Below are 13,959 nucleotides of genomic sequence, written 5' to 3' on the forward strand. Positions count from 1 at the left end.
TGACATCCCATTGTCAGACCATGAACAATCATCGTCAGAAGAGCTGATTTTTGCTTTGGATATCGGAACCCGCAGCGTAGTAGGGCTGATCGTGGAACCCTGTGGAGAACAATTTCGCGTGATTGACTGCACCGTCCGCGAGCACGACGAACGCTCGATGCTGGACGGTCAAATACACGATGTGATCGCCGTTTCCAAAGTCATCGGAAAAATAAAAGAAGAGTTGGAAATAAAGCACGGGCCGCTCAAGCGGGTAGCTGTCGCTGCGGCGGGCCGCTCGCTTCGGACAAAGCGCGTGAGGATGGACATTCATCTGTCGCGTCACGCAGCCATTGCCCGTGACGATGTCCTGACATTGGAGTTTTCCGCCGTACAGGAGGCACAGGCACAGTTGGCCCAGGAGCTGAACGAACAGGACGTGACTCGCTATTACTGTGTCGGGTACAGCGTGGTCAATTACTTTCTGGATGGAGAATTGATCGGCAACCTGATCGACCAGCGCGGTGAAACAGCCAGTGCAGACGTGATTGCGACGTTTTTGCCACGTGTCGTCGTGGATTCTCTGCTGGCTGCCTTGAACCGCTGCGGACTAAACATGCAGGCGCTCACGCTGGAGCCGATCGCTGCCATCAACGTCCTCATCCCGGTCACGATGCGCAGGCTGAACATCGCGCTTGTCGACATCGGCGCCGGCACATCTGACGTCGCCTTGACCGAGGAGGGAGCGATTACCGCGTACGGGATGGTGCCCGTCGCCGGTGACGAAATTACCGATGCTCTCATGAACGCATTCCTGCTCGACTTCCCGATGGCCGAGGAAGTAAAGCGCGCCCTCACCGGCTCCGAGATGATTACGTTCACGGATATTCTCGGACTTGAACAGACGCTGCCGAGCGAAGAGATCGTAAAAGCAATCGACAAGGAGATCAACCATCTCGCCGGAAAAATCGCGATGAAGATCCTCGAGCTCAACGGCAAGCCTCCGCAAGCCGTGATGCTGATCGGCGGCGGCAGCCTGACACCCAAGCTGACGGAACGGGTCGCAGAGGCACTCGGGCTGCCGGCAGCGCGAGTCGCGGTCAGAGGAGCGGATGCCATCCGCCAATTTGTCGGCGAGCATCCGCTGCTGAACGGACCGGAATTCGTAACGCCAGTAGGGATTGCGGTCGCTGCACAGCGGCATCCGGTGAAGTACGTAACCGTCACCGTCAACGACAGTCCCATCCGCATCTTCGATCTGCGGAAAATGACCGTCGGTGACGCTTTGATCGCTGCCGGTCTGGATATTCGCCGTCTGCATGGCCGTCCGGGAATGGCGATCACCCTGACCGTCAACGGCCGGATGAAGATGATCCCCGGCGGGCATGGAACCGCTCCTGTCATCATGAAAAACGGAGAGGCTAGCGGTCTGGACGCACCGATCATGGAAGGCGACCGGATCGTGGCAGAGGCGGGATCAGACGGAGAAGACGCCAAGGCTCAAGTGATCGATTTGATGGACAAGCTGGATACGCTGGAGCTGACCGTAAACAGCCAGCCGCTTTCCTTGGGCCCAATCGCGCTGGTGAATGGCCAGCCCCATCCGCTAGACGCCGAGCTGGCTGACCGGAGCGAGGTTGTCATCCGTTTGCCGCGAACGGTAGAAGAGGTTTTGCGCGAATCCGGCATGCTTTCTGCGGCATCTGCCGACGCGGCCGCCGAAACCGTTCAATTCAGCGTAAACGGCCGTGAGTATTCCTTGTCATCCCGACAGACAGTCGTGGAGATAAACGGCAAGGCAGCTTCTCTCAGCGACTTTGTCAGACCTGGAGATGAGCTGATCTTCCGGGAGGAGCCGCTCGAGCTGCCGGCGATCCGCGACGTCATTCCGCCGGAGGAATGGGTGCAGGAGTCGATGACCGTCCACTTCAACGGCACTCCCGTATCGATCGCGCTTTCTTCCCTGTCGATTACGATGAATGGCCGCCCTGCCGAGCAGCACGAACGGGTAGAGGACGGTGCGATCATTACCGTAAAGGCGACACAGCCTGCCGCGCCCGTATTCAGCGATGTCTTCCGCTATGTTGACGTCTCGCTGGAAAAACCGGGGACGGATGGCCTCACCAGGCTCGTCATGCTGATAAACGGAGAGCCCGCTTCTTTTCATAGCGAGCTGCAGGCGGGCGACAAACTGGAATTGTACTGGGAATAGCTTTTGAGAGAAACGTTTGACCGAATAGAAAAACGGGCTGGCGCCATATGCCAACCCGTTTTTGGTTTACCCGTTAATCGCTTCGGCTATCGCAGCTTTGGTGATTTTCCAGTGCGATGTGTGCCATTTGACCTGGCCGTCCTCCAGCAGAAAAATCTGCGGGGACTCGTGCGTAATCGCGAAACGCTCGGCAACGGCATTGGATACGGGACGATCCTCCCGCACGAGAATAACCGCTGACGGCACGTCCTGTTCACGCAAAAATGCTTGAAATTCCTCGTAGGCAGTCGTGCTGATCGGGCAGACCGTACTATGCTTGAACAGCAGGCGCTTGCCTGTTTCCGACACAAACTGGTCCAATTCCTCCAGGGAATGAAGCTGATTTACTGACATTGGCGTATCGCTCCTCTCATCACTCCTATGTGGTTCATAGTATACGGAAAAGAAATGCGGAAGTCCATGCTTCCGGTGCACCCGCCAGCCCACAATCGCGATGCATTCTTTCCGTATCGAAAAGCATTCTTTCCGCATTTTGAAGCGATAACAAAAAGAGCCGTCCTAGCAAACAGGACAACTCTCCACAGTCAAATCATGATTTTGGTCAAACGCTGCCGGAGCTCTCGCATCCACTCCTGATCCCCAAGCGATTGCGCAAGCAAAAACAGGTCCAACAGTTCATTTACCCGCTCTTCCAAAGCCTGCCGAACCGTAGCATCCTCTTCTTGGTTCGCAATCAATACCAGCAAATGAGAGAGTTCTGACACGTCTTCAAATTCGATGTTCTGCCGCTCCGGATACTGGCCCAGGTTCTCCATCAATTCTTTCAGGTCTTCCTTGACTACGTCGACGACCTGGGAATGGGAGCAGTGATCATTCTGACAGACTTGCACCGGTACATTCAAGATTTTGACCCTTTTCCGGTACACGACATTTCGCAGCATGATCTCCATGTCTCTCCCACAGCGGCTGCATTTCTTGTGCATGTGTTCACCTCTATCCTGCCTTATGTATGCTCCCTTACGTATTCGATTTAACAGGGTTCAATCCTGCTAAAACAGGGGTGGTACATGGTGGATAGAGTGGCAGACACAAGCAAAAGCGATGCCCCTGTAAGAGACATCGCTTTTGCCCGATCAGGGGCTGATGCTCCCGGATCTTCGATGAAACCTGTTGTTGCCGCCATTTCGCCATGCCCTTCTGCGAGCATGGTCCCCCCGGCTAAACCTTTCCCCCTTTTTTCTTAGCGGCAGCGGGAAAAGTTACCTGGATTACTCAAGCGTAAATGGCGTTCACTTTTTCGCAATGGGGACAGACTGCGACTTTTCCGGAGCGTCCTGCTTCATCTTCGACCCGGTACCCGGTAATCTTTTCGGAAAAACAGAACAGACACTCCGTATTAAAATCCATATCGTATTGCGCTTTCCACACAATCGATTTGAAGTCTTCTCCCACGTTGATCAAAACGGGTTCCAAAAAATAATGGTCCATGCCGGACAAGGCTTTGCGCATGACAAATGCCATCCTTTCGTTTCGCGTCGTACTTTCGTATCCTCTAGCTTTTCCATGTTTTCAGAATAATATACTTCGGAAAAATGGGCGTTTGCCCTTGTTACGGCATTGTGCGAAAACCCATATGTTATGGATGTAAGCACTGACGCTTAACAAACAAAGGAGGATGTTTAATGAGTAGCATCTTTAACGGCAACCTTGACGACTTCACTCTGGTGTTGATCCTGTTTATCCTGTTGGTAATTGTCGGCTGCTCTTGTGACAATTAATCAGCACTAGTGGAACATAAGGGCCAATGATTGCATATATATTAGGACCGGATCCTGAATAGCGCGTTTCATACGCATGCTGCCCTGTCGACGGGTAGCTTTTTTCTTTTCTTCACGAGTAAGAAAAAAATTTTTTATCGCTTGCATAGCGGTTTCTGGCAAAGCCAGATTTTCTCATGTTACAATACTGTATGAACGCTACTGAAAGCGAGGTACACTCACCCATGAAAGATCCCCGTTTGGAAAAACTGGCCAATGTTCTGGTCAATTACTCGACCCGCGTACAAAGCGGTGAAAACGTTCTCATCTATGCCGTCGGTTCTGTTTCCGAACTGACTCGCGCCGTCATCAGGGAAGTGTATGCAGCAGGAGGCAATCCTTTCGTACAGCTGATCGATCCTACGATTCAGCGTGAACTGCTTCTTCACACCAATGAAAAGCAACTGGAAATCATGCGCGAGGCTGACGTGTCCTTCATGAAGAAGATGGACGTCTACATCGGCATTCGCGGCGGCGACAACATCAATGAATACGCTGATGTTCCCGGCGACAAGATCCAGTTGAGTTCCAGACTGCACACGCGCCCGGTACTGGATGTGCGTGTTCCTGAAACAAAATGGGTCGTCCTCCGCTACCCGAACGCTTCGATGGCCCAGTTGGCCAACATGAGCACGGCAGCCTTTGAAGATTTCTATTTCGATGTCTGCACGCTGGATTACGGAAAAATGGATAAGGCGATGGACAGCCTCGTCGAACTGATGGAGAAAACCGACAAGGTCCGCATCGTAGGTCCTGGCACCGATCTGAGCTTTTCCATCAAAGGCATTCCTGCGATCAAATGCGCCGGGGAAGCCAATATTCCGGACGGGGAAGTGTTTACCGCACCTGTTCGCGACTCTGTCAACGGCGTCATCTCCTACAATACGCCGTCTCCTTACCAAGGCTTTACATACGACAATATCAAGCTGACCTTCAAGGATGGCAAAATCGTCGAAGCGACCGCCAACGATACGAAAAAGATCAACGAAGTATTCGACACAGACGAGGGCGCCCGTTTCATCGGGGAATTTGCCATTGGCGTCAATCCTTATATCCAAAATCCGATGAAGGACATCCTGTTTGACGAAAAAATCGACGGCAGCTTCCACTTTACGCCGGGTCAAGCCTATGACGAAGCGTTTAACGGCAACAAGTCCTCCATTCACTGGGATCTGGTCTGCATCCAACGCCCTGAGTGGGGTGGCGGTGAAATCTGGTTTGATGACCGCCTGATTCGCAAGGACGGCCGTTTTGTCGTACCTGAGCTGGAGTGCCTCAATCCGGAAAACCTGAAATAAAACACGAAAAAGCGAAAGGCGTCTATACGGCCCTTTCGCTTTTTTTATTTGTTCTGAGCACGCATCATTGGGGGTCCTTCACTTGGGTTCCTGGCTTTTAAGCCATGTACGCATGCTCCTTTTTCAATAGAGCCGGCATTTTTTCTTCCAGGAAAGAAATCGTCATTTCCAGGTGATGAATCGTATATTCCCAACAAAACTTTTGATAATCGTCAAAAGTGTCCTGCAATTTCGCGTACGAGTCCCGGCTTTGCTTCAGCATGTTATGCTGAAGCTCCAGACAGCTCTCCATCAGCTCTTTCTGCTCTGCCTCGGTGCGGCTGTTTCCGAAGAAAATTTTTACCAGCATATCGGAACGAAGAACGGGCGGCAAAATTGCAGACTGAATCTCCTGGTTGAATGTCGCCTTGCCCGCTTCTGTAATCCGGTACAAAATCTTGTTCGGCTTGCCCGATTGAATGATTTCCTGCTTGGTCACATAGCCCTCTTCCTCCAGCTTGCGCAGAGCCGGATAGATCGCGCCGAAGCTGGCATCGTAGAAAAAGCCGATGCTGCTTGAAAAAGCCTGCTTTATGTCATAGCCGCTCATTTCACCATAATTCAGAAAACCGAGTATGATTGTTTTTACGTCCATCTCTCTACATCCTCCAATACCCTAAGCATCTCCATGTTTCCGCCGCGAAATCGTCAATTCTGGAAACGGAAGGTTTCCGTATATTGCGAAATCGCTTGTATTGTTCGAAATATTCTTTACCTAATTATAAGCGTTCCTTTATAAATATACCAATGCTAATTCTTTATTATATCAATTAAAAATATTGATATATCCCACTGATTATATTTGGGCGTCCCATACCTCCGCACTCGCCATAAGATGATACATACCTATCTGCTTTAGGGGGAGAGAGACGTGAAAAGTAAAAAGTGGAACAACTATGCCAGAGCCAAATACCCCGCGAGCAACAGTTTGCACCCCTTCAACTTCTTCGTTCCCATTATCGAACGGGTAAGGGACGGCGTTGTTTCCATCGTCACAGAAGATAATCATCAGACCAACAACGTAGAAGACCTGATTCGCAGTCTGGTCTCCGATGATCCGCCCTTTGCTTCCGAGCGGAGTTACGGTTCCGGCTTTCTCTTTCATCCCAAAGGGTATATCCTGACCAGCGAACACGTCATCGGAAAATCGCGCACCATCCTTGTCAAACTATACAATGGGCGTGTCTTTGAGGCGAAGCGGGTACTGGCTGATCGCGTCCGCGATTATGCTGTGATCAAGATTGATGCGGATTGCAAGCTGCATCCATTGCGGCTCGGTGACTCTTCGGAGACAAAAGTAGGTGAATGGGTCATCAGCATTGGTTCACCGCCTGTTGCTATAGCGGCAAACCGTCATGGGGGGTCTCCACCGCTTCGTTCCGGGTTTGGCTCCCGCCTCTTCAAGCCCCCGTTTTTCGACCGCCTTTCGTCTGCACCTGTCCGGAGTTGATCAGATGAAGCGCAAAGGAGACGGGGCGGGCGATCGCTTCTTCATACGTGCGCGTATCCCCCATCTGCCTGAAGATTTCCCGGCCCGGCTTGGGGTTTACTTCGATCAACCAGACTCTTCCGGCTACATCCACCCCTACGTCCAGACCAAACTCCATCATCCGCCCAAATTTTTCCTCCAGGACAGACGCTATCTCGTGGGCCATCCGGTGGCACTCCTGCTGGATAAGCTTTGTCCGCTCCGGACCGAACCGCTTGCCCACGAACGACTGGAATGAAATGGCCTTCCCCCCTCCGTGCAGATTGGAAATGGAGCTGCCCGTCTCCCCGAGGCGTACTCCAGAGCCAGTCACCTCCCACTCTCCAGCGCTGTTTTTTTGGATCAAAAGGCGTACATCAGCGACGCGGCCCGGCACCAGCGAAAGATCGAGCCCCTGCTGCACGAGAAAGTTCCCGTCTCGAATCCGCTGCTCCCGCACCCACTTTTGAATCCAGCTCTCCACGCCATCCCTGGTCGCAAAGCTAGCCTTCCGTCTTTGCAGCCGGCGATCTCTCCCCTGAATGAGGAAGTGTTTCCCTGCCTGCGAGATCTTGACGATGCTGCGTCCCCCTGTCCCATTGCCCGGTTTTACATAGACGATCGGATAGCGGTCCAGCATCGCCTTTACTTTTCCTTTCGCGTACACGTACGTCTCGGGAATCCATCTTTTGACCCGATCGTCTTTGGCCAAAAGCTCAGTCACCCTCCATTTCTTTCCAAACGGACTGTTGGCAAACTGAAACACCCCGCCATGACGCAGCCGCATGTACGCGTCTTCCCTTTTTCGGTACCGGTCAATGACGACCTCTGGCCACGGAAACAGGCGGCTTTCCCACCCGCCTCCCTTTGCCGGAACGAATCCCCTGATCTTTTTCTCAGCCGTATTCACATCCTGATGGGAAAACAGGAACGTCTCTGCCCCCATTCGCTTTCCTGCCGTCACCAGCCTTCGCAAGTACCCCGGCTCGCCAAACCGTTTCCCTTCTCTCCACGTAAGAATACCGATTACCGGTTTTTTTGACATCAAGACCCACCCTCCGTCTATGTTCTCGAATAGTCTATGTTGAAATGAAAAAAGTGGAGACCCATGGGCTGGAAACGGGCCATCGCCCTTTTTATCGCCAGCGCTTGCATAAGTCCGGACACTCTGGACAAAACAATATAGGCACCAAGTCTCATTGTGTTACTTACTTTATTCAAGTTGATATGCTACAATAAAGAGGAAAACAAGATGTACCACAGAGGTGACACCATCGTGGGTCAAGAATTTGGGAATGAACAGACGTGCCCCAAATACGAAGGAGCTATCAATATTCTCGGTAAGAGATGGACCGGTTTGATTATCAACGTGCTGTTGCGCGGGGCTGTCCGATTCAAGGATATCCGGGAAATGGTTCCGCACATGAGCGATAAAATGCTTTCCGAGCGATTGAAGGAATTGGAGGAGCAGGGCATTCTGGAACGCAAAGTGTATCCGGAAATACCCGTCCGTATCGAGTACGAGCTGACCGACAAGGGGAAGGATCTTCGGCCAGTGATCGACTCCATTCACGAATGGGGGCAAAAGTGGATGTAGCCTCCCCAACAGATCCCTCTCGCCTGCTGCGTTTTCGTCACGAATCGCAGCGGGCTTTTTATTTTCCCCGGCAAAAACTTTCAGCTGTCCAGGCATAGGAAACCCGGCCTGCTTGTAAACTCTAGCAATCCGTTATCCGGGAGGTTGATGCCATGAGGACAGTTGTGTACATTCGCGTCAGTACGGAAGAACAGGCTTCCGACGGGTTTTCCATGGCTGCTCAGAAAGAACGGCTGACTGCCTACATCAGCTCGCAGGGCTGGACGCTTTCCAACATCTATGCTGACGAGGGCTTCAGCGCCAAGGATACGAAAAGGCCGGCCCTGCAGCGAATGCTCGGCGACATTCGTTCCGGAAGCATCGATGTCGTCCTGGTCTACCGGCTGGATCGGCTCACCCGGTCTGTTCTCGACTTGTACCGGTTGCTTCAGGATTTTGAGAAATACGGTGTCCGCTTTAAAAGCTGTACAGAGGTGTACGATACGACAACAGCCATCGGCAGACTGTTTATCACACTGGTAGCCGCCCTGGCCCAGTGGGAGCGGGAAAACCTCGGAGAGCGGGTCAAATTGGGCATGGAGCAAATGGCGCGGGAACGAAAACGCCCGGGCGGTCCTCCTCCCTACGGCTACATGCTGCATCACCATCAGCTCATACCCCATCCCGAGGAAGCCAAAGTGGTCAGCCGCATGTATCAGCAATACCTTTCCGGTTATACGCCCGGCCAGATTGCAGAGAAAGCCAATCGGGACGGACATTTGGGCAAGCATGGCGGAAAATGGAGCGGCAGCACGGTGACCCGCCTGCTGCGCAATCCGGTGTACTACGGAGCGCTTCGCTGGAACTACGCGGAAGCTGGCGGACAGCAGAACAAGCGGGACGAATGGATTCTGGTTGAAGACGCCCATCCGGCAATTGTCGATCGGGAAACGTTCCTCAAGGTACAGGAACGGATGGGGCTGCGGCAGAGAACGCATCCGAGAGTCCTTTCCTCTCCGTTTGTTTTTTCCGGCTTGTTATACTGTGCCCGCTGCAAAGCCGAGATGCGCGGGAAAACAGCAGATATCCGCAAAGGCGGCGGAAAGCGGTATCGTCACATCTATTACCTGTGCAAAAACAGAGCCAACGGCATTTGTCAGGCGCCTGCACTCCGGGAAGACCGGCTGGAGGACGAGGTGCTTGGGCAGCTTTCTTCTGCACAAGAGGAAATGGGCTCGGTCTTTCGCCGCATCGTTCAGGAGAGGTGCAGGTCCTCTACAGCGGCTGCCGATGATCGCAAGCAGCTTACCAAAAAACGGCAGCGCTGGATGAAAGCGTATGAGGCAGGCGTGATTACGCTGGAGGAGCTCGCAGCAAGGCAGCAGGACTTGAGGCGGTTGGAGCAGGAGATGTCTTCGGGTGGAAATGAGGCTTTCTTTGCTCCCGGAGCAATCGACTGGCGGCAATGGACAGATTGGAAATGGATATGGCAGCAGGCTGCGCGTGAAGAACGCCGGCATTTGGCCCTGCTGTTGTTGGAGCGAGTGGAGGCAGAGGCTTGGACGACCCAAGGAAAAAAGAAGCAGCGTACGGTGAAAGTGCGGGCCATTTTTTACCGGTAACGGCAAAGATGTTTGCTCCTACAGGAACAGACGGTTCACCGCTCGGTTTGGAAAACTCCGTCACAGCGGGCATCATCAGTGCAAAAAATCGCCGTCTCCATGTCGCCAAACGAATGTATGACGAAATTTTCCAGACCGATGCCGCCATCAATCCCGGCAACAGTGGAGGTCCCTTGATCAATCTGAATGGAGAAGTCGTAGGGCTAAACGCGTTTATCATCCAGTCCAGCCAATGCCTTGGATTTGCCATCGGAATCGATGCATTGAAACAGCAGTTGGATCAATTTGTGTTTTAGAGGAAAGGTCCCGCCAAGTCCCCGGCTCCGTTCCGTCGGAGCCCTCGGCCTGGCGGAGCCAATTTCAAAGCAAAACCCCGTCACTGGGACGGGGCCTGTTTTTCAAAAGCGATCAGGTAGACATCTGTGCCTTCTTTGGTGATCTCTTCTTCCGCTGCTCGCAGATGCTGAAGCTGCTGCTCGGACAGTTTGGCAATCGGCAATTCGTCAAGCTTGTTTTGCTTCACCTTTCATTCCCCCGTTTGGTGTACATATCAGTCTGTAGTCTTTCCACAGCGGGGGGTATGTATTTATGCTCCCTGAACCAAAGCCTTCGCGATCGCCGAGCAGGAACGTTTGCAAAAGAGAATCGGCAGCTCCCTGTCCTTTGCCTGACTTTTTACGGTCTTGGCCAGATTGTGGTTGACGAAATCCGTCAGCACCAAAATCATGTGAATGCCAGTAGGGATTTTTACGCCGGTCTGGGAGTTTTTCCGCCCCGTCACATGATGAATATTGGTAAAACCCTGCTCCTCCAAAAAGTCTACAATATTTCCGAGGCGGTCTCCGCCAATGACGAGAATAGATGACATGTTTTTTCCTCCTAACCTGGTTTATCGACTTTTGTTGTGTATATCTATGGCTTTCATTTCTAATTGATAATGAATATCACTCTTATTGATAAATATTATCATTACCATTTAGCTTTGACAATACTCTCCATGATAAGTTTTTCAGACTGACACAAACTAGGAGATACATGCAGATAAAGGTTGCCCGGTTTATTTTTCCAACGTTATAATGAAACAAATCACCTGCAAGGAGGTGGCGTCGGGTGCAAGAAATGTCACAACTGCACGCCATATTTTCTCGAACCAGGGGCTATATCGACCGCTTTGCGGAGATTATCCAGCCCATTATCGATGCTGCACAGGACGAGCATACGCGACTCTACTACCACCACATCCTGGAGGAAGAAGAACAACGCCTCGGCCGTTTGCAGGAGCTGATTCCCTACATAGGCTCGCTCGACGAGGCAAAAAAAGCGGAACAGCTCAGCGACCGCGAACTGTCCCGCCTTTTATCCGACATCAATCTCGAACGGTTCGGCTTGCACAATTTTCGCGAGCATCTGGAGCTATCTTTGTATGAGTTCAAAGACGAGGAAACCCGCCAGCTCCTAAACAGCATGCGCGAATCCACCCAGGCGGACTACCTCCGCGTAAAGGAAATCATGGCAGCGCTAAGCGAGCGTTTCTCGGATGTGCACCGGCCTGATCTGACCGATCATGACGAGGGATACGATATCCACCAGGTGGATCATCTGAAAGCCTCCTCTTCTCCGGCAGTTGCCAATACCGGCAAGACTGCTGCCGCCCCAGCAGCCAAAACAGGCAGAAAGGGCCTGACTGTAGGCAGCTTAAAAGGCATGTTTTAAACTTTGCTTGCAGATTCCGGCAGGTAAACAGAAACGATTTGGAGGTATGTGGAATGGACAAGCTCCGCAAATATCCCGATTCCCCTTTGACTCACGATGAATGGAAGCAACTGGATGAAACCGTTGTTGATATGGCGCGACGCCAGCTGGTTGGCCGCCGCTTTCTCGATATTTACGGCCCGCTCGGTGAGGGCATTCAGACGATTACCAACGATATTTACGACGAGTCCCGCTTTGGCGGATTGAACCTGCGCGGCGAATCGCTGGAAATGACCCAGCCCAGCAAACGGGTCAGCCTGACCATTCCCATCCTGTACAAAGACTTCATGCTGTACTGGCGGGATGTGGCCCAAGCCCGGACATTGGGTATGCCGCTGGATATGAGTGCCGCTGCGAATGCGGCAGCCGGCTGCGCTCTCATGGAGGATGACCTGATCTTCAACGGCTCCCCGGGTCTGGACCTGCCGGGCTTGATGAATGTGAAGGGGCGTCTCACCCACTTGAAGAGCGACTGGATGGAGTCGGGCAATGCCTTTGCCGACATCGTGGAAGCGCGCAACAAGCTGTTGAAGATGGGACACAGCGGTCCATACGCATTGGTCGTCTCCCCTGAGCTGTACTCGCTTCTGCACCGCGTACACAAGGGAACGAATGTACTGGAAATCGAGCACGTCCGCAATCTGGTCACCGACGGCGTCTTCCAATCCCCGACCATCAAGGGCCGATCCGGCGTCCTGGTCGCAACCGGCCGTCACAACCTTGACCTGGCTATTGCGGAAGACTTCGATACGTCCTTCCTCGGAGACGAGCAAATGAACAGCCTGTTCCGCGTCTATGAGTGTGTCGTGCTCCGCATCAAGCGGCCGAGTGCGATCTGCACGTTGGAGGAAACAGAAGAATAATAACCGAGGCTGCAAAAAACAGGGTGCCCCCGTCGTCAAAGACTTCGGGACACCCTGTTTTATTCGATCCACGTATTCATTTATCGCTAGTGAGCGACTAGCTGGCTGTACTCCGCAAACGCTTTGCCCAAGCGGTTGATCGCCAGTTCGGTATGTTCCCGATCCAGCAGCGTATAGTTGAGGCGCATCGTATTCGTTTGAGGCTGGTCCGCGTAGAACGGGATACCGGGAACAAACGCGACGCCTTCCTTGACAGCCTGCGCCAGCAGCTTCTCGGAGTGTACATGCTCCGGCAGCTCTACCCAGAGGAACATTCCGCCTCTCGGTTTATTCCACTTCATGCCGCTGGTTTGACGACAGAGCAGCTCGTGCATCCACTCCATCCGCTCTTTGTACGAGTCGCGGATTTTTTGAATATGGCTTTCCAAATCAAACCGGGACAGCAGCTCATACAGAGCAAATTGGTCGATTGTGCTGGACTGCAAGTCGATTGCCTGCTTGGCTTTTACCATCATCTGAATCACCTGGCTGTCTCCAATCGCCCACCCCGTTCGAAGACCCGGAGCGACGATTTTGGAGAAGGTGCTGGTGTAGACGACAGCCGATCCGTCCGGATGCTCATCGAGAGAAAAAATGCTGCGATAAGGCGCCTCGCCGTCGAACTGGATTTCCCCGTACGGATCGTCTTCCAGAATCAAAATGTTGTTTTCCCGGCATTGTTTCAGCAGTCCCAAGCGTTTTTCCAGACTCCAAACCTTTCCTGTCGGGTTTGCAAACGTCGGAATGACATAGGCCATCTTCGGGCGATATTGTGCGATTTTTCTGGCAAGGTCCTCCATATCCATGCCTTCCGCATCTCCATCCACCGGAATAGCTCGAATGCCGCGAAATTGGAACAGTTGCACGGCCGCGAGATACGTTGGATTTTCTACCAGCACGACGTCGCCTTCGTCCAGATAGACACGGCAGAGCAAGTCGACGGCCTGCTGGGAGCCGGTAGTGATCAGCATGTTTTCTACGCCAACATTCATATGCTTTTGTTTCATGCGGGACGAAACCCATTCCCGAAGCGGAATGTACCCGTCAGTCAAGCCGTATTGCAGCGATTTTGCTCCGTGATCCAGAGCGCGATTGAAGGCTTCTCTCATTTCTTCGATTGGAAAAGAATCCTCTGCCGGCAGGCCGCCTGCCAAAGACAATACTTGATTGCCCTGTGTCAGCTTCAGGATTTCGCGCACGGCCGAGGAGCTGAGTGCGCTGGTTGATTTGGAAAATGAATATTCCATGTTCGGTTCCCCCTAGATTTCGCTTATACCTGTTTTATCACTGCGGC

17 protein-coding genes are annotated in these 13,959 nt (G+C 52.7%); 9 read left to right on the plus strand and 8 right to left on the minus strand.

The window, feature by feature from the left end; genetic code table 11:
• The first annotated feature begins 10 nt into the window (after positions 1-10).
• The gene (locus NST37_RS18120) at positions 11-2,191 is read left to right on the plus strand and encodes a cell division protein FtsA (protein WP_339185629.1); all 2,181 of its coding nucleotides are present in this window, start codon (positions 11-13) and stop codon (positions 2,189-2,191) included.
• Between the two features lie 66 nt (positions 2,192-2,257).
• On the opposite strand, the gene ytxJ is transcribed toward NST37_RS18120, so the two are convergent.
• The 3 genes from ytxJ to NST37_RS18135 form a co-directional block, all read right to left on the minus strand.
• Positions 2,258-2,584 carry a bacillithiol system redox-active protein YtxJ gene (ytxJ, locus tag NST37_RS18125; RefSeq protein ID WP_003389166.1) on the minus strand — a complete coding sequence of 109 codons (327 nt, stop codon included), beginning with the start codon at positions 2,582-2,584 and terminating at the stop codon, positions 2,258-2,260.
• 191 nt (positions 2,585-2,775) lie between these two features.
• On the minus strand, positions 2,776-3,174 hold the full coding sequence (locus tag NST37_RS18130) for a hypothetical protein (RefSeq protein ID WP_024982868.1): 399 nt from the start codon (positions 3,172-3,174) through the stop codon (positions 2,776-2,778).
• A gap of 289 nt (positions 3,175-3,463) precedes the next feature.
• A complete protein-coding gene (locus NST37_RS18135; protein WP_003389164.1) occupies positions 3,464-3,700 on the minus strand; it encodes a hypothetical protein in 237 nt (78 codons plus the stop codon).
• Between the two features lie 173 nt (positions 3,701-3,873).
• On the opposite strand from NST37_RS18135, the gene NST37_RS18140 reads away from it, so the two are divergent.
• Positions 3,874-3,969, plus strand: coding sequence for a YjcZ family sporulation protein (locus tag NST37_RS18140; protein WP_024982869.1), 96 nt, complete (start codon positions 3,874-3,876; stop codon positions 3,967-3,969).
• 224 nt (positions 3,970-4,193) lie between these two features.
• Positions 4,194-5,306 carry an aminopeptidase gene (locus NST37_RS18145; RefSeq protein WP_003389162.1) on the plus strand — a complete coding sequence of 371 codons (1,113 nt, stop codon included), beginning with the start codon at positions 4,194-4,196 and terminating at the stop codon, positions 5,304-5,306.
• A gap of 97 nt (positions 5,307-5,403) precedes the next feature.
• Here the strand turns inward: NST37_RS18145 and NST37_RS18150 are convergent, their stop codons facing one another.
• On the minus strand, positions 5,404-5,940 hold the full coding sequence (locus NST37_RS18150; protein ID WP_003389161.1) for a PadR family transcriptional regulator: 537 nt from the start codon (positions 5,938-5,940) through the stop codon (positions 5,404-5,406).
• A gap of 276 nt (positions 5,941-6,216) precedes the next feature.
• Here NST37_RS18150 and NST37_RS18155 point away from each other — a divergent pair, with 276 nt between their 5' ends.
• The gene (locus NST37_RS18155) at positions 6,217-6,795 is read left to right on the plus strand and encodes a trypsin-like peptidase domain-containing protein (RefSeq protein ID WP_003389160.1); all 579 of its coding nucleotides are present in this window, start codon (positions 6,217-6,219) and stop codon (positions 6,793-6,795) included.
• Here NST37_RS18155 and NST37_RS18160 read toward each other — a convergent pair.
• Positions 6,746-7,858 carry a YheC/YheD family protein gene (locus tag NST37_RS18160; protein WP_003389159.1) on the minus strand — a complete coding sequence of 371 codons (1,113 nt, stop codon included), beginning with the start codon at positions 7,856-7,858 and terminating at the stop codon, positions 6,746-6,748. The genes NST37_RS18155 and NST37_RS18160 overlap by 50 nt on opposite strands.
• Before the next feature lie 231 nt (positions 7,859-8,089).
• Here NST37_RS18160 and NST37_RS18165 point away from each other — a divergent pair, with 231 nt between their 5' ends.
• The 3 genes from NST37_RS18165 (at position 8,090) to NST37_RS18175 (ending at position 10,307) form a co-directional block, all read left to right on the plus strand.
• Positions 8,090-8,410 carry a helix-turn-helix domain-containing protein gene (locus NST37_RS18165; RefSeq protein WP_024982871.1) on the plus strand — a complete coding sequence of 107 codons (321 nt, stop codon included), beginning with the start codon at positions 8,090-8,092 and terminating at the stop codon, positions 8,408-8,410.
• A gap of 152 nt (positions 8,411-8,562) precedes the next feature.
• Positions 8,563-10,011 carry a recombinase family protein gene (locus tag NST37_RS18170; RefSeq protein WP_327986069.1) on the plus strand — a complete coding sequence of 483 codons (1,449 nt, stop codon included), beginning with the start codon at positions 8,563-8,565 and terminating at the stop codon, positions 10,009-10,011.
• Positions 9,948-10,307, plus strand: a complete 360-nt coding sequence (locus NST37_RS18175; RefSeq protein ID WP_269320786.1) for a trypsin-like peptidase domain-containing protein — start codon at positions 9,948-9,950, stop codon at positions 10,305-10,307. Before NST37_RS18170 ends, NST37_RS18175 begins: the two co-directional genes overlap by 64 nt.
• 80 nt (positions 10,308-10,387) lie before the next feature.
• On the opposite strand, the gene NST37_RS18180 is transcribed toward NST37_RS18175, so the two are convergent.
• Together NST37_RS18180 and NST37_RS18185 are read right to left on the minus strand one after the other, a co-directional pair.
• Complete coding sequence (locus tag NST37_RS18180) at positions 10,388-10,534, minus strand: hypothetical protein (RefSeq protein WP_003389155.1); 147 nt, start codon at positions 10,532-10,534, stop codon at positions 10,388-10,390.
• A 63-nt stretch (positions 10,535-10,597) separates the two neighbouring features.
• Positions 10,598-10,879, minus strand: a complete 282-nt coding sequence (locus NST37_RS18185; RefSeq protein ID WP_003389154.1) for a DUF2325 domain-containing protein — start codon at positions 10,877-10,879, stop codon at positions 10,598-10,600.
• Between the two features lie 251 nt (positions 10,880-11,130).
• Between NST37_RS18185 and NST37_RS18190 the strand changes: the two genes are divergently transcribed.
• Both NST37_RS18190 and NST37_RS18195 read left to right on the plus strand, forming a co-directional pair.
• Positions 11,131-11,724 carry an IMEF encapsulin system ferritin-like cargo protein gene (locus NST37_RS18190; RefSeq protein ID WP_339186797.1) on the plus strand — a complete coding sequence of 198 codons (594 nt, stop codon included), beginning with the start codon at positions 11,131-11,133 and terminating at the stop codon, positions 11,722-11,724.
• A 53-nt stretch (positions 11,725-11,777) separates the two neighbouring features.
• Positions 11,778-12,626 carry a family 1 encapsulin nanocompartment shell protein gene (locus NST37_RS18195; RefSeq protein WP_003389152.1) on the plus strand — a complete coding sequence of 283 codons (849 nt, stop codon included), beginning with the start codon at positions 11,778-11,780 and terminating at the stop codon, positions 12,624-12,626.
• Positions 12,627-12,712: 86 nt separating this feature from the next.
• Here NST37_RS18195 and NST37_RS18200 read toward each other — a convergent pair whose 3' ends face one another.
• Positions 12,713-13,912 carry a PLP-dependent aminotransferase family protein gene (locus NST37_RS18200; protein ID WP_003389151.1) on the minus strand — a complete coding sequence of 400 codons (1,200 nt, stop codon included), beginning with the start codon at positions 13,910-13,912 and terminating at the stop codon, positions 12,713-12,715.
• Positions 13,913-13,959: the final 47 nt, after the last annotated feature.

Origin of the sequence: Brevibacillus sp. FSL K6-6036 (genome assembly GCF_037964015.1) — a bacterium.
In the GTDB taxonomy this organism is placed as follows: Bacteria; Bacillota; Bacilli; order Brevibacillales; family Brevibacillaceae; genus Brevibacillus; species Brevibacillus borstelensis.